Source organism: Nocardioides sp. NPDC127503 (assembly GCF_040302165.1).
In the GTDB taxonomy this organism is placed as follows: Bacteria; Actinomycetota; Actinomycetes; order Propionibacteriales; family Nocardioidaceae; genus Nocardioides.
This window is the reverse complement of record NZ_JBEORH010000006.1, coordinates 39,413-57,871: the sequence shown is the minus strand read 5'-3', so window position 1 is coordinate 57,871 and position 18,459 is coordinate 39,413. Positions and strand designations below refer to the sequence as shown.

At 68.3% G+C, this 18,459-nt stretch carries 16 protein-coding genes and 1 tRNA gene; 14 read left to right on the top strand and 3 right to left on the bottom strand.

Going from position 1 to position 18,459, the window contains the following annotated elements:
* Nucleotides 1–133: 133 nt before the first annotated feature.
* From hisI to ABTW65_RS15005, 3 genes are read left to right on the top strand one after another with little or no spacing between them, the layout of a single operon-like run.
* Nucleotides 134–490 carry a phosphoribosyl-AMP cyclohydrolase gene (gene hisI, locus ABTW65_RS15015; RefSeq protein ID WP_350661346.1) on the top strand — a complete coding sequence of 119 codons (357 nt, stop codon included), beginning with the start codon at nt 134–136 and terminating at the stop codon, nt 488–490.
* Entirely contained in the window at nt 487–1,038 is a 552-nt protein-coding gene (locus ABTW65_RS15010; RefSeq protein ID WP_350661344.1) for a Trp biosynthesis-associated membrane protein, read from the top strand. The genes hisI and ABTW65_RS15010 overlap by 4 nt, the downstream gene beginning before the upstream one ends.
* Nucleotides 1,039–1,081: 43 nt before the next feature.
* Nucleotides 1,082–1,282 (top strand): HGxxPAAW family protein, encoded by a 201-nt coding sequence (locus ABTW65_RS15005; RefSeq protein WP_350661342.1) that lies wholly within the window; start codon nt 1,082–1,084, stop codon nt 1,280–1,282.
* 80 nt (nt 1,283–1,362) lie between these two features.
* Here ABTW65_RS15005 and ABTW65_RS15000 read toward each other — a convergent pair whose 3' ends face one another.
* On the bottom strand, nt 1,363–1,698 hold the full coding sequence (locus ABTW65_RS15000; protein ID WP_350661340.1) for a DUF4190 domain-containing protein: 336 nt from the start codon (nt 1,696–1,698) through the stop codon (nt 1,363–1,365).
* Between the two features lie 149 nt (nt 1,699–1,847).
* Here ABTW65_RS15000 and trpC point away from each other — a divergent pair, with 149 nt between their 5' ends.
* The 8 genes from trpC (at nt 1,848) to pyk (ending at nt 14,352) form a co-directional block, all read left to right on the top strand.
* Complete coding sequence (gene trpC, locus ABTW65_RS14995; protein ID WP_350661338.1) at nt 1,848–2,630, top strand: indole-3-glycerol phosphate synthase TrpC; 783 nt, start codon at nt 1,848–1,850, stop codon at nt 2,628–2,630.
* An 8-nt stretch (nt 2,631–2,638) separates the two neighbouring features.
* Nucleotides 2,639–3,883: a tryptophan synthase subunit beta gene (gene trpB / locus ABTW65_RS14990; RefSeq protein WP_350661337.1), complete on the top strand. Its 1,245-nt coding sequence runs from the start codon at nt 2,639–2,641 to the stop codon at nt 3,881–3,883.
* A complete protein-coding gene (trpA, locus tag ABTW65_RS14985; RefSeq protein WP_350661335.1) occupies nt 3,880–4,677 on the top strand; it encodes a tryptophan synthase subunit alpha in 798 nt (265 codons plus the stop codon). The genes trpB and trpA overlap by 4 nt, the downstream gene beginning before the upstream one ends.
* Complete coding sequence (locus ABTW65_RS14980; protein ID WP_350661332.1) at nt 4,674–5,282, top strand: SCO family protein; 609 nt, start codon at nt 4,674–4,676, stop codon at nt 5,280–5,282. The genes trpA and ABTW65_RS14980 overlap by 4 nt, the downstream gene beginning before the upstream one ends.
* Before the next feature lie 28 nt (nt 5,283–5,310).
* Nucleotides 5,311–6,261: a prolipoprotein diacylglyceryl transferase gene (gene lgt, locus ABTW65_RS14975; RefSeq protein ID WP_350661330.1), complete on the top strand. Its 951-nt coding sequence runs from the start codon at nt 5,311–5,313 to the stop codon at nt 6,259–6,261.
* Nucleotides 6,262–6,538: 277 nt separating this feature from the next.
* Nucleotides 6,539–11,095: a glutamate synthase large subunit gene (gene gltB, locus ABTW65_RS14970; RefSeq protein WP_350661328.1), complete on the top strand. Its 4,557-nt coding sequence runs from the start codon at nt 6,539–6,541 to the stop codon at nt 11,093–11,095.
* Nucleotides 11,088–12,554, top strand: coding sequence for a glutamate synthase subunit beta (locus tag ABTW65_RS14965; protein WP_350661327.1), 1,467 nt, complete (start codon nt 11,088–11,090; stop codon nt 12,552–12,554). Before gltB ends, ABTW65_RS14965 begins: the two co-directional genes overlap by 8 nt.
* A 328-nt stretch (nt 12,555–12,882) precedes the next feature.
* Nucleotides 12,883–14,352: a pyruvate kinase gene (gene pyk, locus ABTW65_RS14960; protein WP_350661325.1), complete on the top strand. Its 1,470-nt coding sequence runs from the start codon at nt 12,883–12,885 to the stop codon at nt 14,350–14,352.
* Here the strand turns inward: pyk and ABTW65_RS14955 are convergent.
* The gene (locus tag ABTW65_RS14955; RefSeq protein ID WP_350661323.1) at nt 14,349–15,083 is read right to left on the bottom strand and encodes a transcriptional regulator; all 735 of its coding nucleotides are present in this window, start codon (nt 15,081–15,083) and stop codon (nt 14,349–14,351) included. The genes pyk and ABTW65_RS14955 overlap by 4 nt on opposite strands.
* A gap of 78 nt (nt 15,084–15,161) precedes the next feature.
* Nucleotides 15,162–15,247, bottom strand: a tRNA-Leu gene (locus ABTW65_RS14950).
* Nucleotides 15,248–15,319: 72 nt separating this feature from the next.
* On the opposite strand from ABTW65_RS14950, the gene ABTW65_RS14945 reads away from it, so the two are divergent.
* The 3 genes from ABTW65_RS14945 (at nt 15,320) to ABTW65_RS14935 (ending at nt 18,458) form a co-directional block, all read left to right on the top strand.
* Entirely contained in the window at nt 15,320–15,949 is a 630-nt protein-coding gene (locus ABTW65_RS14945; protein ID WP_350661322.1) for an ANTAR domain-containing response regulator, read from the top strand.
* Nucleotides 15,950–16,116: 167 nt separating this feature from the next.
* Nucleotides 16,117–17,457, top strand: coding sequence for an ABC transporter permease subunit (locus ABTW65_RS14940; RefSeq protein WP_350661321.1), 1,341 nt, complete (start codon nt 16,117–16,119; stop codon nt 17,455–17,457).
* A gap of 8 nt (nt 17,458–17,465) precedes the next feature.
* Nucleotides 17,466–18,458, top strand: coding sequence for a branched-chain amino acid ABC transporter permease (locus tag ABTW65_RS14935; RefSeq protein ID WP_350661320.1), 993 nt, complete (start codon nt 17,466–17,468; stop codon nt 18,456–18,458).
* Nucleotide 18,459: the final 1 nt, after the last annotated feature.

The window sequence follows — 18,459 nt, the reverse complement described above, 5'->3', positions numbered from 1 at the left end:
TACCGAGACCGGCCCCGATGACCGGGAGAGTCTGGCAGCACGGGGCCTCGAGGGCGCCCGATAAGGCCCGCGACATGCCGGTTGTGTCCGTACTGTTGCCCAGCGGGATACTGGACCTGTGACTACTGGACCCATGAGCGAGGGACTGGACCCCGCCATCGCTGATCGCCTCAAGCGCAACCCCGACGGGCTGGTGCCCGCGGTGGCGCAGCAGCATGACACCGGCGAGGTGCTGATGCTCGGCTACATGGACGACGAGGCCCTCGCGCGCACGCTCGCGACGGGCCGGGCGACCTACTGGTCCCGCAGCCGGCAGGAGTACTGGGTCAAGGGGGAGACCTCCGGCCACCGGCAGTACGTCAAGGAGGTGCGCCTCGACTGCGACGGCGACACGATCCTGCTCAAGGTCGACCAGGAGGGCCCGGCCTGCCACACCGGCGACCACACCTGCTTCGACGCCGGCCTGATCTCGTACGGTGCTATTTCGTGAGGGCTTCGTTCGGTCCGACCGTCACCGCCGGCCTCGTCGGCGCGGCGCTGGCCGCGTGGGCGGGCTCCAACGAGTGGGTGAAGGTGACCGCCCCGGCCCAGATGCCGGCCGACCTCAACGACTCCCCGGCCACCACCGGCCTGGCACTGGTCGCCCTCGCGGCCTGGGGCGTGGTCCTGGTCACCCGAGGTCTCGTACGCCGCCTGGTGGCCGCCCTCGCCGGCCTGGCCGGGATCGGCGTGATCGTCACCTTCTTCGGCCATGCCGGGATCGACGCGCTCGGCCGGGCGATCGACTCCGAGGTCGTCTGGGGTGAGACCGAGCGCTCCACCACCCCCTGGCCCTACCTCGCGCTCCTCGGCGCGGTCCTGACCGTCGCGGCAGCCGTTGCAGCGGTACGTCTGGCTCCCTCATGGCCCGAGATGGGCCGCAGGTACGACGCCCCGGCCGCAGCGTCGCCGGAGCAGAAGCCGTTGGAGGAGCAGTCCACGATCGACGTCTGGAAGTCCTTGGACGAGGGTCGGGACCCGACAACGGGGGATCAATGAATACACTGCAGCCAAGCAAAGAGAACTCGTAGAGGAGCATCGCATGTCCGCCAGCCACGGCAACACCCCGGCAGCCTGGATCGCAGTCGCGGTCGGCCTCCTCGGCTTCCTCATCGGCAGCGTCGCCATGATGCTCGACCCGATCAGCTGGTTCGTCTTCTGGGTCGGCGTGGCCGTCACCGTCGCGGGTGGCCTGCTCTTCATCGTGCTCGCCAAGCTCGGCTTCAACGTCGAGTCACACTGAGCCTGTGAGACAGCGAGGCCCCCGGCGGATTCGCCGGGGGCCTCGCTGATTTCAAAGAGCCGAGCTCAGCTGGACTGAGCTCAGTACGTGGTGGTGCTGCCGCTGAAGTCGAGCGCACCGGACAGGTTCAGGATGACGCCGATGACGAACAGAACGATGGCGACGATGCCGAGGATGAAGCCGGCGGTGGCCATGCCACGCCCGCCCTGCGCTCCGCCGGAGGCGTCGATCTCGTTCTGGGCCATCTTGCCGAGGATGATCGCCGGGATACCGGTGAAGATTCCGCAGCAGATGCAGCCGAGGATACCGAGGACAAGTGCCCAGATCGCCTTCTTGTTGTTGCCCGCAGGCTGACCGGGCTGCCCGGGTGCCGGCGAACCGTACGGGGGCGGCGGCGGAGGAGTTCCGTAGCTCATGTGTGTCTGACCTCCAAAGTCAGGCGAGTTGGGTAGAGATGGAAGAAACTTAACGTTTCCCGCCCGCACTGTGGCGCCAAATCGGGCGTGTCACGGTTCGGGTGAGAGGCTTTGCACGTGGGTCATACCCGGAAACGAGAGGTTTAAACATGTCGGTGCTCGAAAAGATCATCGACGGCGTACGTCTGGACCTGGCGCAGCGCCAGGCGACGGTGTCCGAGGCGGATCTGCGGGCCCGCCTGGCCGACGTCGACGCGCCTCGCGACCCGATGCCGCACTTCCGTGCGGCGGGCAGCAGCGTGATCGCCGAGGTGAAGCGGAAGAGCCCCTCCAAGGGCGCCCTGGCCGACATCCCGGACCCGGCCGAGCTGGCCCAGAAGTACGCCGCCGGCGGTGCCGCCGCGATCTCGGTGCTCACCGAGGAACGCCGCTTCGGCGGGTCACTCGCCGACCTGCGCGCGGTCCGCGCGGCCGTCGACACCCCGATCCTGCGCAAGGACTTCATCGTCGAGCACTACCAGCTGCTGGAGGCCCGGGCAGCCGGAGCCGACCTGGCGCTGCTGATCGTGGCCGCGCTGGACGACGACACGCTGCGCAGCCTCTACGACCAGGGCCGTGAGCTGGGGCTGACCGTGCTGGTCGAGACCCACGACGAGGCCGAGGTCGCCCGGGCGGTCGACCTCGGCGCCGAGCTGATCGGCGTCAACGCCCGCAACCTGAAGACCCTGGAGATCGACCAGGACGTCTTCGGACGACTCGCGCCGCTCATCCCCGAGGACCGGGTGAAGGTCGCCGAGTCGGGCATCTTCACCGCCACCGACGTCAAGCGCCACGTCTCCGAAGGGGCCCACGCGGTCCTGGTCGGCGAGGCGCTGGTCAAGCATGGCGACCCGCAAGGCACGGTCGCCGAGTTCACCGGAATCCAAGGCTAGGACCAGCCATGACAACTCACATCCACGAAACGACGAGCTACGACGCCGACGAGTTCGGCTGGTTCGGTGGCGAGGCCGAGGGATTCGGCGGCCGCTTCATGCCCGAGGCGCTGATGAAGGCGCTCATCGAGCTCGACGACGCCTGGCAGAAGGCGAAGGCCGACCCGGAGTTCGTGGCCGAGTTCGACGCGATCCTGCGTGACTACGCCAACCTGCCGAGCCCGCTCTACCACGCGACCCGGCTCTCCGAGCAGCTCGGCGTGCGGGTCCTCCTCAAGCGCGAGGACCTCAACCACACCGGCGCCCACAAGATCCGCAACGTGCTCGGCCAGGCGTTGCTGACCAAGCGGATGGGCAAGACCCGCGTCATCGCCGAGACCGGCGCCGGCCAGCACGGCGTGGCCTCCGCGACCGCGGCCGCCTACTTCGGTCTCGACTGCACCGTCTACATGGGCAAGGTCGACACCGACCGCCAGGCGCTCAACGTGGCCCGGATGCGGCTGCTCGGCGCCGAGGTCGTCCCGGTGCCCTCCGGCAGCGGCACCCTCAAGGACGCGATCAACGAGGCGCTGCGCGACTGGGTCGCCAGCGTCGACCACACCGCCTACCTGTTCGGCACCGCCGCCGGGCCCCACCCGTTCCCGACGCTGGTCAGGGACATCGTGCGCGGCATCGGCGACGAGGCCCGGGCGCAGTCCCTCGAGCAGTTCGGCGGCCTCCCGAACGCCGTCCTCGCCGCGGTCGGGGGTGGCTCCAACGCCATCGGCCTCTTCACCGCGTTCCTGGACGACGAGGACGTCGAGATCCACGGCTTCGAGGCCGGGGGAGACGGCTTCGAGACCGGCCGTCACGCCGCCACCATCCAGGCCAACGACCCGGGTGTGCTCCACGGCGCCCGCACCTACGTGCTCCAGGACGAGGACGGCCAGACCATCGAGTCCCACTCGATCTCCGCCGGTCTCGACTACCCCGGGGTCGGGCCGCAGCACGCCTGGCTGGCCAAGTCCGGCCGCGCCTCCTACACCTCGATCACGGACAAGGAGGCGATGGACGCCTTCGCGCTGCTGTCGCGCTCGGAGGGCATCATCCCGGCGATCGAGTCGGCCCACGCGATCGCCGGCGCCATCAAGATCGCTCCGCAGATCAAGGAGCGCCACGGCGAAGGCGCCACGATCCTGATCAACCTGTCCGGTCGCGGCGACAAGGACATGGGCACGGCCATCGAATACTTCGGACTGGGAGACGCAAAGTGAGTACGTCGGAAGCGTTCGCGAAGGCGAAGGCCGAGAACCGCGCCGCCCTGGTCGGCTACCTCCCGGCGGGCTTCCCCACGGTCGACGGCTCGATCGAGGCGCTGACGACGATGGTGGAGGCCGGCTGCGACATCATCGAGATCGGCCTGCCCTACTCCGACCCGGTCATGGACGGCCCCACCATCCAGGACGCGGTGCAGCAGGCGCTCGACGGCGGCGTACGTGTCGACGACGTGTTCCGCGCCGTCGAGGCCGTGGCCGCGACCGGGGTGCCGACCCTGGTGATGACCAGCTGGAACCCGATCGAGCGCCGTGGCGTGGACCGCTTCGCCCAGCAGTTGCTCGACGCCGGCGGCGCGGGCCTGATCACGCCCGACATCACCCCTGACTTCGCGCCGGAGTGGATCGAAGCCGCCGACGCCCGCGACCTCGACAAGGTCTTCCTGGTCGCGCCGAGCAGCACCGACCAGCGGATCGCGATGACCACGGCCCAGTGCCGCGGCTTCGTCTACGCCACCGCGGTCATGGGGGTCACCGGCGCCCGCGCCAAGACCTCCGACCTGGCCGCTCCGCTGGTCGCCCGCACGAAGAAGACCACGGACCTGCCCGTCGGCGTCGGCCTCGGGGTCAGCAACGGCGCCCAGGCGGCCGAGATGGCTGCGTACGCCGACGGGGTCATCGTCGGCTCCGCCTTCGTGCGTACGCTGCTTGACAACCGCTCCGACGAGCAGGCGGCGCTCAAGGCGCTGGCGAGCCTGACCGAGGACCTGGCCGCGGGAGTCCGCGCGCGTTGAGGTTCCTCGCTCTTCCTGTACTGCTCGTCCTCATCGGCGTGCTCACCGGCTGCGGCGCCGCCGGGACCGGCCAGAAGCCGGCCTCGGCGATGACCGGGCAGGAGCACACTCCCTACCAGCTCTCCGACACCGCGCTGACCGACACCGGCGGCGAGCAGTTCTCGCTGGCCACCGATGCCGACAAGCCGCTGACGCTGGTCTTCTACGGCTACACCCAGTGCCCCGACGAGTGCCCGTTGGTGATGTCGAGCCTGACCGCGGCGCTGACCCGCCTCGACGACGCCGACCGGAAGAAGGTCGAGGTCGTCTTCGTGACCACCGACCCGGCGCGCGACACGACGAAGGTGCTCGAGAAGTATCTGGACCGCTACGACGAGGACTTCATCGGCCTCACCGGCGACCTGAAGGACATCGTCACCCTGGCCGAGTCGATGCGGCTCTACATAGGGGAGGCCGACCGGCTACCCAGTGGGGGCTACGATCTCGGGGTCCACGACACCCACGTCTCCGCCGTCTCCCAGGGACAGGCCAGCGTGGTGTGGTCGATGAACACCTCTCCCAAGCAGTTCGCCGACGACATCCACCGCCTTCTCACTCAGAAGTAGCCAAGAAGGGCCCCGCATGATCCTCCCGATGTCCATCCCCAGCCCCGCCGAAGGCGTGCTCTGGCTCGGGCCGGTCCCGTTGCGCGGCTACGCCTTCGCGATCATCCTCGGCATCATCGTCGCCGTCTGGGTCTCCGAGCGGCGCTGGCAGGCCCGCGGCGGCCGCGCCGGCGACATCCAGGACATCGCGCTGTGGGCGGTGCCGTTCGGCCTGGTCGGCGGCCGGATCTACCACGTCATGACCGACTGGCAGCTCTACTTCGGCGACGGGGCCAACCCGATCGAGGCGCTCTACATCTGGCGCGGCGGGCTCGGCGTGTGGGGCGCGATCGCGCTCGGCGCCGTGGGCGCGATCATCGGCGCGAAGCAGAAGGGCATCAAGATCGTCCCGCTGCTGGACACGATCGCCCCGACCTGTCTGCTCGCTATGGGCATCGGCCGCTGGGGCAACTGGTTCAACCAGGAGCTCTTCGGCAGGCCCACCGACCTGCCCTGGGGCCTGGAGATCGACCCCTCGCGCTACCCCGACGGTCCTAGCCAGTTCCCCGTCGGCACCACGTTCCACCCGACGTTCCTCTACGAGTTCTGCTGGGACATCCTCGCCTTCTTCGTGATCGTCTACCTGCAGAAGAAGCTGCGCCTCGGTGGCGGCCGCGTGGTCGCTCTCTACGTGATGGCCTACTGCCTCGGCCGCGGCATGATCGAGACCCTCCGCATCGACAACGTGCAGCTGGTCAACGTGCTCGGCCTGCGCTGGAGCGAGTGGATGTCGATCATCCTGTTCGTGCTCGCGGCCGCGTGGTGGGCGTACGCCACCTTCACCGGCCGGGGTACCCTCGAGGAGGAGGTCTACAGCGATCCTGCCAAGGCCCCGGCGAACGACGTCGACAACGACACCGAGAACGAACCCGCCGACGACACTGACGGCAAGGGCGCCGACAACGGGACCGACGACGAGGAATCCTCGACAAAGGCCTGATCAGGCGCAGATATTAGGCGCAACGTAGCGCCTGGCGGGAGGGTGTCCGCGGATCGACCCTCGTTCGCAACCTACGCGTGACACAGTGGTAACCTAGCCGCACTCGCGCGGGCCAACGCTGTCCCCTGCAGATTGCCAGTTTCATCCCCGCAAGGGCGCGCGCACTCGTCGCAGACATCCCCCGCTCCGGACTCGACTCGAAGCAGAGTCAGAGAACCGGGGCTATTGGGCTGCGTCGGTCGGTGCGTGCCTGAGCCCGGACAGACGGGAGATCCCGGTGCCGTACGAGCACTCGTATCCATCCCCCCAGGGCCTTTACGACCCTCGGTTCGAGAAGGACGCCTGCGGCGTCGCCATGGTTGCGACGCTGACCGGCGTGGCCAGCCACGACATCGTGAAGCAGGGCATCCGTGCCCTGGTGAATCTCGACCACCGCGGCGCCGCCGGCGCCGAGACCAACTCTGGCGACGGCGCCGGGATCCTGCTCCAGGTTCCCGACGCGTTCCTGCGTGAGGTCGTCGACTTCGACCTTCCGGCCGAGCGTGCCTACGCCGTCGGCACCGCCTTCATCCCCGGCGACGCCGACCAGGTCGAGCGCACCGTGAAGATGGTCGAGGAGATCGCGACCGAGGAGGGCCTCGAGGTCCTCGGGTGGCGTGACGTACCGGTCAACCCCGAATCCCTCGGCGCCACCGCCAAGGCGGTCATGCCGACCTTCCGCCAGCTCTTCGTCGCCGGCGCCAAGCAGCGCGTCACGGGCCTCGCCCTGGAGCGGCTCTCCTTCTGCCTGCGCAAGCGCGCGGAGAGGGAGACCGACGTCTACTTCCCGTCGCTGTCGAGCCGCACCATCGTCTACAAGGGCATGCTCACCACGCCCCAGCTGGCCGAGGTCTTCCCCGACCTGGTCGACGAGCGGGTCGCCTCCGCGATCGCCGTCGTCCACAGCCGGTTCTCGACCAACACCTTCCCGAGCTGGCCGCTGAGCCACCCGTTCCGGTTCATCGCCCACAACGGCGAGATCAACACCGTCATGGGCAACCGCAACTGGATGAAGGCTCGCGAGTCGCTGCTCGCCTCCGAGCTGATCCCCGGCGACCTCGAGCGGCTCTTCCCGATCTGCACCGAGGGCGCCTCCGACTCGGCCTCCTTCGACGAGGTCCTCGAGCTCCTCCACCTGGCCGGCCGCAGCCTGCCGCACGCCATGCTGATGATGATCCCGGAGGCGTGGGAGAAGCACGAGGAGATGGACCCCGCCCGCAAGGCGTTCTATGAGTTCCACTCCTCGCTGATGGAGCCCTGGGACGGCCCCGCGTCGGTCGTGTTCACCGACGGCACCCAGATCGGCGCGGTCCTCGACCGCAACGGCCTGCGTCCCTCCCGCTACTGGGTCACCGAGGACGGCCTGGTCGTGCTCGGCTCCGAGGCCGGTGTGCTCGACGACATCGACCCCGCCACCGTGGTCCGCAAGGGCCGTGTCCAGCCGGGCAAGATGTTCCTCGTCGACACCGCGGAGCACCGCATCATCGAGGACGACGAGATCAAGTCCGAGCTCGCCGCCGAGCACCCCTACGACGAGTGGCTCCACGCCGGTCTCGTACGCCTCGACGACATCCCCGAGCGTGAGCACATCGTCCACACCCACGCGAGCGTGACCCGCCGCCAGCAGGTCTTCGGATACACCGAGGAAGAGCTTCGGATCCTGCTCGCGCCGATGGCCAACACCGGCGCCGAGTCGATCGGCTCGATGGGCACCGACAGCCCGATCGCGGCGCTGAGCGACAAGCCGCGGATGCTGTTCGACTACTTCGCCCAGCTCTTCGCGCAGGTCACCAACCCGCCGCTGGACGCGATCCGCGAGGAGCTCGTCACCAGCCTCAACGGCACCATCGGCGCCGAGTCCAACCTGCTCAACCCGGGTCCGGCCTCGTGTCGTCAGATCGTGCTGCCGTTCCCGGTCATCTCCAACGACGACCTGGCCAAGATCCGTCACATCAACCGTGACGGCGACATGCCGGGCTTCCAGGTCCACATCGTCCGCGGCCTCTACGAGGTCGACGGCGGGGCCGAGGCCCTGCAGGCGCGCCTGGACGAGATCGCCGCCGAGGTCTCCCAGGCGATCGAGGACGGTGCTCGCATCATCGTCCTCTCCGACCGCCACTCCACCCAGGAGATGGCGCCGATCCCGTCGCTGCTCCTGACCGGTGCGGTCCACCACCACCTGGTCCGCGAGCGCACCCGCTCGCAGGTCGGCCTGCTGATCGAGGCCGGAGACGTACGCGAGGTCCACCACGTCGCCCTGCTGATCGGCTACGGCGCCGCCGCGGTCAACCCCTACCTGGCGGTCGAGTCCGTCGAGGACCTCGCCTACGAGGGCTACTACGTGAAGGCCGACGCCGAGAAGGCGATGGCCAACACGATCAAGGCGCTCGGCAAGGGTGTCCTCAAGGTGATGTCGAAGATCGGCGTCTCCACGGTCGCCTCCTACACCGGCGCCCAGATCTTCGAGGCCGTCGGCCTGTCGAAGGAGGTCGTGGACCGCTACTTCACCGGCACCACCTCCAAGCTCGGCGGCATCGGCCTCGACGTGATCGCCGAGGAGGTCGCGAAGCGGCACGCCACCGCCTACCCGCGCGACGGCGTCGCCAACGCCCACCGCGCGCTGCCCATCGGCGGCGAGTACCAGTGGCGCCGCGAGGGTGAGCCGCACCTGTTCGACCCGGAGACCGTCTTCCGGCTCCAGCACGCCACCCGCAGCGGCCGCTACGACGTCTTCAAGCAGTACACCGACCGCGTCAACGAGCAGTCCGAGCGGCTGATGACGCTGCGCGGGCTCTTCAAGCTCAAGAGCGCTGAGGAGCTCGGTCGCCAGAAGATCTCGATCGACGAGGTCGAGTCCGTCGAGGCGATCGTCAAGCGCTTCTCGACCGGCGCGATGTCGTACGGCTCGATCTCCAAGGAGGCTCACGAGACGCTCGCCGTCGCGATGAACATCCTCGGCGGCAAGTCCAACACCGGTGAGGGCGGCGAGGACCCGGATCGTCTCTACGACCCGAAGCGTCGCTCGTCGATCAAGCAGGTCGCGTCGGGTCGCTTCGGCGTCACCAGCGAATACCTGACCAACGCCGACGACATCCAGATCAAGATGGCCCAGGGCGCCAAGCCCGGTGAGGGCGGCCAGCTGCCCGGCCACAAGGTCTACCCGTGGGTGGCCAAGACGCGTCACTCGACGCCGGGCGTGGGTCTCATCTCGCCGCCGCCGCACCACGACATCTACTCCATCGAGGACCTGGCTCAGCTGATCCACGACCTCAAGAACGCCAACCCGAGCGCTCGCGTCCACGTGAAGCTCGTGGCCGAGGTCGGCGTCGGCACCGTCGCCGCGGGTGTGTCCAAGGCCCACGCAGACGTGGTCCTGATCTCAGGTCACGACGGCGGCACCGGTGCTTCCCCGCTGACGTCGCTCAAGCACGCCGGTGGTCCCTGGGAGCTCGGCCTCGCCGAGGCGCAGCAGACGCTGCTCCTCAACGGGCTGCGCGACCGGATCGTGGTGCAGACCGACGGTCAGCTCAAGACCGGTCGTGACGTGGTCATCGCCGCGCTGCTCGGTGCCGAGGAGTTCGGCTTCGCCACCGCGCCGCTGGTCGTCTCCGGCTGCGTGATGATGCGGGTCTGCCACCTCGACACCTGCCCGGTCGGCGTCGCCACCCAGAACCCGGTCCTGCGGGAGCGGTTCACCGGCAAGGCGGAGTACGTCGTCAACTTCATGCGCTACATCGCCGAGGAGGTCCGCGAGCTCCTCGCCGAGCTCGGCTTCCGGAGCATCGACGAGGCCGTCGGCCACGCCGAGGCGCTCGACGCCCGCGACGCGATCGACCACTGGAAGGCCTCCGGGCTCGACCTGTCGCCGATCTTCACCCGCGTGGAGTCGCCGCAGCAGTTCTCCGACCAGGCCCTCTACAACACCAAGGGCCAGGACCACGGTCTGGAGAAGTCCCTCGACGTCAACGAGCTGCTGCCGCTCGCGGCACCGGCTCTCGAGCGCGGCGAGCCCGTACGCGCCCAGCTGCCGATCCGCAACGTCAACCGCACCGTTGGCACGATCCTCGGTCACGAGATCACCAAGCGCTACCGCGGCGCCGGCCTGCCCGAGGGCACGATCGACATCACCTTCACCGGGTCGGCTGGCCAGTCCTTCGGCGCGTTCATCCCGAGCGGCCTGACGCTGCGCTTGGAGGGCGACGCCAACGACTACGTCGGCAAGGGCCTCTCCGGCGGCCGGGTGGTCATCCGCCCGGAGCGTACGGCCGGGTTCCGGGCCGAGGAGCACATCATCGCCGGCAACACGCTGGCCTACGGCGCCACCAGCGGGCGGATCCACATCCGCGGTGGCGTGGGGGAGCGGGCCGCGGTCCGCAACTCGGGTGCCAGCATCGTCACCGAGGGTGTCGGCGACCACGGCTGCGAGTACATGACCGGTGGTCGGGTCGTCGTGCTCGGCCCGACCGGGCGCAACTTCGCGGCCGGCATGTCCGGTGGGGTCGCTTGGGTCCTCGACTTCGAGGAGCAGCGCCTCAACAGCGAGCTGGACGATGCGACACCGGTGGATGAGAAGTACGCCGCCGAGCTCGAGCAGCTGGTCCGCGACCACCTCGAGGAGACCGGCTCGGCCGTCGCCGAGGCGCTCCTGGCCGACTGGCCGAACTCTCTGACCCGCTTCACGCAGGTCATGCCCAGTGACTACAAGCGCGTGCTCGAAGCCCAGGAGGAGGCCCTCGAGGAGGGTCTCGACGAGGACGAGGCAGCGCAGCGGATTATGGAGGTCCTCCATGGCTGACCCGAAGGGTTTCCTGAAGAACGGTCGCGAGGTCGCGACCCGTCGTCCTGTCGACGAGCGGGTCAAGGACTGGCACGAGGTCTACCCGGGCAAGATCGGCAAGACCCTGCTGCCGATCATCAACACCCAGGCCTCGCGCTGCATGGACTGCGGCATCCCGTTCTGCCACCAGGGCTGCCCGCTCGGCAACATCATCCCCGAGTGGAACGACCTGGTCTGGCGCAACGACTGGGAGGGCGCCTCGGAGCGTCTGCACGCGACCAACAACTTCCCCGAGTTCACCGGTCGTCTCTGCCCGGCTCCGTGCGAGGCGGCCTGCGTGCTGGGCATCAACCAGCCCGCGGTGACCATCAAGAACATCGAGGTCGCGATCATCGACAAGGCCTGGGACGCGGGCCACGTCAAGCCGCAGCCGCCCGAGTGGCTCTCCGGCAAGGCGGTCGCCGTCATCGGATCCGGCCCCGCCGGCTTGGCCGCCGCCCAGCAGCTCACCCGCTCGGGCCACACCGTGGCCGTCTACGAGCGGGCCGACAAGATCGGCGGGCTGCTGCGCTACGGCATCCCGGAGTTCAAGATGGAGAAGTCGCAGGTCGACCAGCGCCTGGCGCAGATGCGCCGCGAGGGCACGGTCTTCCGTCCGAGCGTCGACGTCGGCACCGACATCACCGGTGCGCAGCTCCGGGACCGCTACGACGCCATCGTGCTGGCCAACGGCTCGACCGTCGGCCGCGACCTGCCGGTCCCCGGGCGTGAACTCGACGGGATCCACCAGGCGATGGAGTACCTGCCGCAGTCCAACCGGGCCTCGCTCGGCGAGGCGGTCCCCGACCAGATCCTGGCCGAGGGCAAGCACGTGATCATCATCGGTGGCGGTGACACCGGCGCCGACTGCCTCGGCACCGCCATCCGCCAGGGCGCGGAGTCGATCACCCAGCTGGAGATCATGCCGCGTCCGCCGGAGGAGCGCCCCGAGGGCCAGCCGTGGCCGACGTACCCGATGACCTACCGGGTCGCCTCCGCGCACGAGGAGGGTGGTGAGCGCGTCTACGCGGTCTCGACCAAGGAGTTCCTCGGCACCGAGGACGGTCGCGTACGCGCCCTGAAGCTCGTCGAGGTCGAGTTCATCGACGGCAAGCTGACCGAGAAGGAGGGGACCGAGAAGGAGATCCCCGCCGACCTGGTGCTGCTGGCGATGGGCTTCACCGGCCCGGAGAAGGACGGTCTCCTCACCCAGCTGGGTGTGGAGTACGACGCTCGTGGCAACGTCGCCCGTGACGACTCCTTCGCCACCTCCGTCCCCGGCGTGTACGTCGCCGGCGACGCGGGTCGCGGACAGTCGCTGATCGTGTGGGCGATCGCCGAGGGCCGCGCCGCCGCGGCCGCCGTCGACACCTACCTCACCGGCTCGACCAACCTGCCCGCGCCGATCCGCCCGACGGACCGGCAGCTGATGGTCTGAGGCAGACACCCCGAGGCACAACGGCGTGCCGATGACCGGCCCGGCATCTCCACATCGGAGGTGTCGGGCCGGTCGGTTTTACCTGGCGGTTCGGGGACGACCACGCCCGCTCGGACTCCGCGCCTACACACTTGTGGCGAGGAGTTTGTCGCTGACGTGCATTGCCCGGGTCCGTGGGCGGAGGCTAGCCGTCGGCGACCTCACGCTCGACGTGCGGCGGGCAGGCGGCATCTGACCCGGCGACCTGGGTGAATGCTCGATGAATGGCCATCTCGGGACGCCTCCCGCATGCTGGTTTGAACGTTCCAGAGGGGTAGTCTGGGCTCCCGTGAGAAGAGCGAAGATCGTCTGCACCCTGGGACCCGCCGTCGGGACGGAGCGTCGCATCCGCGAGCTCGTCTACGCAGGTATGGACGTCGCCCGGATGAACATGAGCCACGGGTCCCACGACGACCACTCCAGCAACTACGCGCTGGTGCGGGAGGCGGCCGCCGCGAGCGGGCACAGCGTCGGCATCTTCGCCGACCTGCAGGGGCCCAAGATCCGGCTGGAGCGGTTCAAGGAAGGCTCCGCGACGCTGCGCCGCGGCCAGGCCTGGACGATCACCACGCGCGACGTGCAGGGTGACGACGAGATCTGCGGGACGACGTACAAGGGCCTTCCCGGTGACGTGAAGGTCGGCGACCCGATCCTGATCGACGACGGCAAGCTGCGCCTGCGGGTCACCGCGGTCGACGACACCGACGTCCACACCGAGGTGCTGGTCGGCGGGCCGGTCTCGAACAACAAGGGCATCAACCTGCCCGGCGTCGCCGTCTCCGTGCCGGCCCTGTCCGAGAAGGACGAGGAGGACCTCCGGTTCGCGCTCAAGCTCGGCGTCGACATGGTCGCGCTCAGCTTCGTACGCAACGCGCGGGACTACGAGGACGTCCGCAAGATCATGGACGAGGAGGGGCGCGTCGTCCCGGTCATCGCCAAGATCGAGAAGCCGCAGGCGATCGACAACCTCGACGAGGTCATCGCCGCGTTCGACATGTTCATGGTGGCCCGTGGTGATCTCGGCGTGGAGTGCCCGCTCGAGGAGGTCCCCTTCCTGCAGAAGCGGATCATCGAGCTCGCTCGCCTCAACGCCAAGCCGGTCATCGTCGCCACCCAGATGCTCGACTCGATGATCTCCAACCCGGCGCCCACCCGCGCCGAGGCCAACGACGTCGCCAACGCCGTGCTCGACGGTGCCGACGCGGTGATGCTCTCCGCCGAGACGAGCGTGGGGGACTATCCGATCCACACCGTCGAGACGATGGCTCGCATCATCGTCGCCACCGAGCGCCACGCGCTCTCCTCGGAAGGCAGCCGCGCCGCCGAGCTCAGCCCCATCGACTGGGACCCGCACACCCGCTCCGGCGTCATCGCCAAGGCCGCCGCCGAGGTCGCCGACCGGGTCGGCGCGAAATACCTGGTCGCCTTCACCACCTCCGGTGACTCCGCCCGCCGCCTCTCCCGGCTGCGCGGCGCGATCCCGTTGCTCGCCTTCACCCCCTCCGATGCCGTACGCAGCCAGCTCGCGCTCAGCTGGGGCACCGAGACCTTCCGCACCGACGAGGTCGAGCACACCGACGAGATGGTCCGCCAGGTCGACGAGAACCTGCTCAAGCTCGGCCGCGTCGAGGAGGGCGACCTCGTCGTCATCATCGCCGGCTCGCCTCCCGGCATCCCCGGCTCCACCAACGCCCTGCGCATTCACCGCATCGGCGACGCGATCAACGAGGTCGCGCCCGCCTACGAGCGCAAGGGCTAGGTCTTCGGGCCGATCAACGCGTCGAGCGCCGCGACCGCTTCGCGGCGCGAGACGCTGATGGTCTTCCAGGAGGACTGGCGCCACGGGATGCCGACCAGATCGAGGGTCGCGGTGCACAGGTTGCGGATGTCGTCGGAGTGGTTGGTGAACTGCCAGCGGCCGTACTCATAGCGCTTCTTCTCTCCCGCGACGACTCGGGTCGCCCAGTTCGACACGCGACAGCCGTCCGAGTGGAACAGGCCGCGGAGGAACGGGCCGGGGTGTGCTGAGACGATCTCCTGCTGCCATGGCCTCAGAATGATCTTGCGATCGTGCTTTCGGCCCGGGCCGTGCTGAGGGAAGAGGCAGGGCATGTGCTTCCACGACACCGTCGTGATCACGGCTCCGGGAACGAGGCGGGTGTGCGGTCGGCTGCCCGGCTTGACCCGCTCCATCAGCTCCTTGAGGCGCTGATTGTCCTCGACGTACTTCTGGTCGTTGTAGATGTGCAGGTTGAACACGCCGCGGCGGCCTTCACTGATGTGACCGTCGCCGAGATACCACCCCAAGAGCTCTGCGTACGCCGCCTTGTCCAGGTCGGCTCCGTCGCAACGGGGGCATGGGGGAGCGAGGTGGGTCTGACCGCGCACGACCCCGCGTCGCTGGTAGAGGCGACGCCAACGACGGATGGTCTTGATCGCGACACCGTGTTGTTCGGCGTTGGCCGCGTCGCTCAGTCCGGCGTCCGACATGCGGAGTGCACTGTCGACGACCGATTGAGCGCGAACATGGACCATGTGGCCATCATGAACGTGGTCACCGACAGTTCGTGGTGCCGGATGTGGGATTCGAACCCACAAGCCCTTTCGGGCAGCGGTGTTTGAGACCGCCGCGTATGCCGTTCCGCCAATCCGGCTGGATCGGAAGAAAATCTACCGGACCGTGGGCGGAATCACTGCACCGGGACATGCCTCTGATGGCCTAGTCTGTGCTCGTGACGCAGAGCAACCCCAGCAGCACCCCGGAGAGCCAGGCGCGGCGTACGGTCGTCATCGCGGAGGACGAGGTCCTGATCAGGATGGACCTCAAGGAGATGCTCACCGAGGAGGGTTACGACGTCGTCGGTGAGGCGGGCGACGGCAAGGCCGCGATCGAGCTCGCCACCGAGCACAGACCCGACCTGGTGATCCTCGACGTGAAGATGCCGGTGCTCGACGGGATCGCGGCGGCGGAGGCGATCGCGCGCGACCGGATCGCCCCGGTGGTCATGCTGACCGCGTTCTCCCAGCGTGATCTGGTGGAGCGGGCCCGCGACGCGGGCGCGATGGCGTACCTCGTCAAGCCGTTCAACATCACCGACCTGGTGCCCGCGATCGAGCTGGCGGTGAGCCGATTCCAGGAGCTCGCCCAGCTCGAGCGGGAGGTCGCCGGTCTGACCGACCGGCTGGAGACCCGCAAGGCGGTCGACCGGGCCAAGGGCATCCTGCAGAAGGGTCTGACCCTGAGCGAACCCGACGCTTTCCGGTGGATCCAGAAGACCGCGATGGACCTGCGGCTGTCGATGCGCCAGGTCGCCGAGGGCGTCATCGAGCACGGCGTCAGCGGGCCACGTACCTGAATCCGTGTAAACGGCACGTCACAGATCGGTTGCGGTCTCAGATGAGGGTCAACCTGTGGCTTGTTCGTGGGTGATCTCGGCCTAGACTGCCCGCGCGGACCCGGCCGACCAGCGAATTCAGCTGGTGTCAGGGTCCGTCTTTAGGACACACAGGCAGGAGTACCCACGTGCGCAAGCGGCTCTACAGAGTCCTCGTCGCGCTCATCGGTGCGCTGATGGTGCTGTTGGTTGGGAGCCCGGGTGCCGCACAGGCAACCGAGACCCCACCGCCGGACGCCACCGCGATCCAGGTGACGCTTCAGGACGAGGCCAACAAGGATGCCCAAGGCAATCCGAAACCGATCCCGGGAGTGACCCTCGAGGTCAGCAAGGACGGCGAGAAGGCCGGTGAGGGTGTCACCGACGACAAGGGCGTTGCGATCATCGTCGTCGACGAGCTCGGGAAGTACACCGTCACCCTCGACGAGAAGACGCTCCCGGAAGGGACGGTCCTCGACGAGAACACCAAGGGTGAAGCCACCGTCCAGGTACGTTTCCAGGGGCCCAACAACCGGGCGATCTTCCCGATCGGCGTCACCGCCGGCGAGGAGTCGAACTTCGGCAAGGACCTCGCCCAGAACCTACGCGCGGGCATCGTGTTCTCGCTGGTCCTGTGCCTGGCCGCCCTCGGCTTCTCGCTGATCTTCGGCACGACCGGCCTGTCCAACTTCGCCCACGGTGAGATGCTCACCTTCGGTGCGCTGATGGCCTGGTCCTTCGACCAGATCTTCAAGACCGGCGCCCTGGCCTCGATCTCGGTGCTCCTCGCCGGCATCATCGCGGTCATCCTCGGTGGCCTGGGTGGCTACGCGCAGGAGAAGATCCTGTGGGGCCCGCTGCGCAGACGCGGCACCGGCCTGATCGCGATGATGATCGTCTCGATCGGCCTGGCGATCTTCCTGCGCTACCTGTTCCAGTACTTCTACGGCTCCTCGACCCGGTCGCTGTCGCAGTACAACGGCCAGCAGCGCGAGCAGCACTGGTACTACCTCGGTCTCTCGCTCGCCGACCGCGAGGTGGTCATCGTGCTCGTCGCGGTCATCACGATCACCGCGGTCTGCCTGTGGCTGGCCAAGAGCCGGATGGGCAAGGCGATGCGCGCGGTCTCGGACAACCCGGCACTGGCCGCGTCCTCCGGCCTGCGGGTCGACGGCGTCATCACCAACGCGTGGGTCATCGGTGGAGCGCTGACCGCGCTGTCCGGCGTGCTCTACGCGATGCAGCTGCAGGTCAACAGCTTCATGGGCATGCGGATCCTGCTGGTCATCCTCGCCGCGGTCACCCTGGGTGGTCTCGGCACGATCTGGGGTGCTCTCGTCGGCTCGCTGGTCATCGGGCTCGTCTACGAGCTCGGGCCGCTGTTCGGCGTACCCACCTCGATCAAGGAGATCGGCCCGCTGCTGATCATGATCGTGATCCTGCTGGTGCGGCCCCAGGGCATCCTGGGTCGTAAAGAGCGGCTCGGGTAGGAGAGACAATGGATATCCTCGACATTCTCCGGGCAGCATTGCAGCAGGCACTCGGCCCGCAGGCAATCGTCTTCGCCCTGGCCGCCATCGGCCTCAACATCCACTTCGGCTACACCGGGCTGCTCAACTTCGGCCAGGCCGGGTTCGTCGCGGTGGGCGCCTATGGTCTGGCCGTCTCCGTGGTCACCTTCGGGGCACCGTTCTGGCTCGGTATCACCATGGCGATCGTGGCTCCGCTGCTGCTCGCCGTGATCCTCGGTGTGCCGACGCTGCGTCTACGCGCCGACTATCTGGCGATCGTCACCATCGCCGCGGCCGAGGTGCTGCGATTCGTCTTCGGCTCGGTGGAGATGAAGGACACCTTCGGTGGCTCCAACGGGCTCAACGGCTACGCCAGGCCGTTCCAGGAGGCCAACCCCTACAACAGCGGCCTCGACCTGGGGTTCATCTCCTTCGGGCGCGGCGACCTGTGGTCGCTGACCGTCGGCTGGATCCTGGTCGCGCTGTGCTGCGTGCTGGTGTGGGCGCTGATGCGCAGCCCGTGGGGCCGTGTGCTCCGCTCCATCCGTGAGGACGAGGACGCGGTCCGCTCGCTGGGCAAGAACGTGTTCGCGTACAAGATGCAGGCGCTCGCCCTCGGTGGTGTCATCGGTGGTCTGGGCGGCATGTTCCTGGCGCTCAAGCAGGCCTCGGTCGTGCCGAGCGACTACTCCACGCTGATGACGTTCTACGCCTTCGCCGCTCTGCTCCTCGGCGGTGCGGGACGAGTGATGGGCCCGGTCATCGGGTCCGTGCTGTTCTGGTTCCTGATCGCGGGGCTAGGCTCGTTCTTCAGCCAGTCTGCCGGTAAGGGCGGATGGATCCCGACGGTGATCATGACCGACACCCAGGCCAGTGTGATCCGCTACATCATGCTGGGGCTGGCCATCATGCTGCTGATGATCTTCCGTCCCCAGGGGATCATCGGCGACCGTAGGGAGATCGCGATCGATGGACGCTGAC

Coding starts and splice junctions, on each gene's coding strand:
- hisI (WP_350661346.1), top strand. CDS start 134: ATGAGCGAGGGACTGGACCCCGCCATCGCTGATCGCCTCAAGCGCAAC.
- ABTW65_RS15005 (WP_350661342.1), top strand. CDS start 1,082: ATGTCCGCCAGCCACGGCAACACCCCGGCAGCCTGGATCGCAGTCGCG.
- ABTW65_RS15000 (WP_350661340.1), bottom strand. CDS start 1,698: ATGAGCTACGGAACTCCTCCGCCGCCGCCCCCGTACGGTTCGCCGGCA.
- trpC (WP_350661338.1), top strand. CDS start 1,848: ATGTCGGTGCTCGAAAAGATCATCGACGGCGTACGTCTGGACCTGGCG.
- trpB (WP_350661337.1), top strand. CDS start 2,639: ATGACAACTCACATCCACGAAACGACGAGCTACGACGCCGACGAGTTC.
- lgt (WP_350661330.1), top strand. CDS start 5,311: ATGTCCATCCCCAGCCCCGCCGAAGGCGTGCTCTGGCTCGGGCCGGTC.
- ABTW65_RS14965 (WP_350661327.1), top strand. CDS start 11,088: ATGGCTGACCCGAAGGGTTTCCTGAAGAACGGTCGCGAGGTCGCGACC.
- ABTW65_RS14955 (WP_350661323.1), bottom strand. CDS start 15,083: ATGTCGGACGCCGGACTGAGCGACGCGGCCAACGCCGAACAACACGGT.
- ABTW65_RS14935 (WP_350661320.1), top strand. CDS start 17,466: ATGGATATCCTCGACATTCTCCGGGCAGCATTGCAGCAGGCACTCGGC.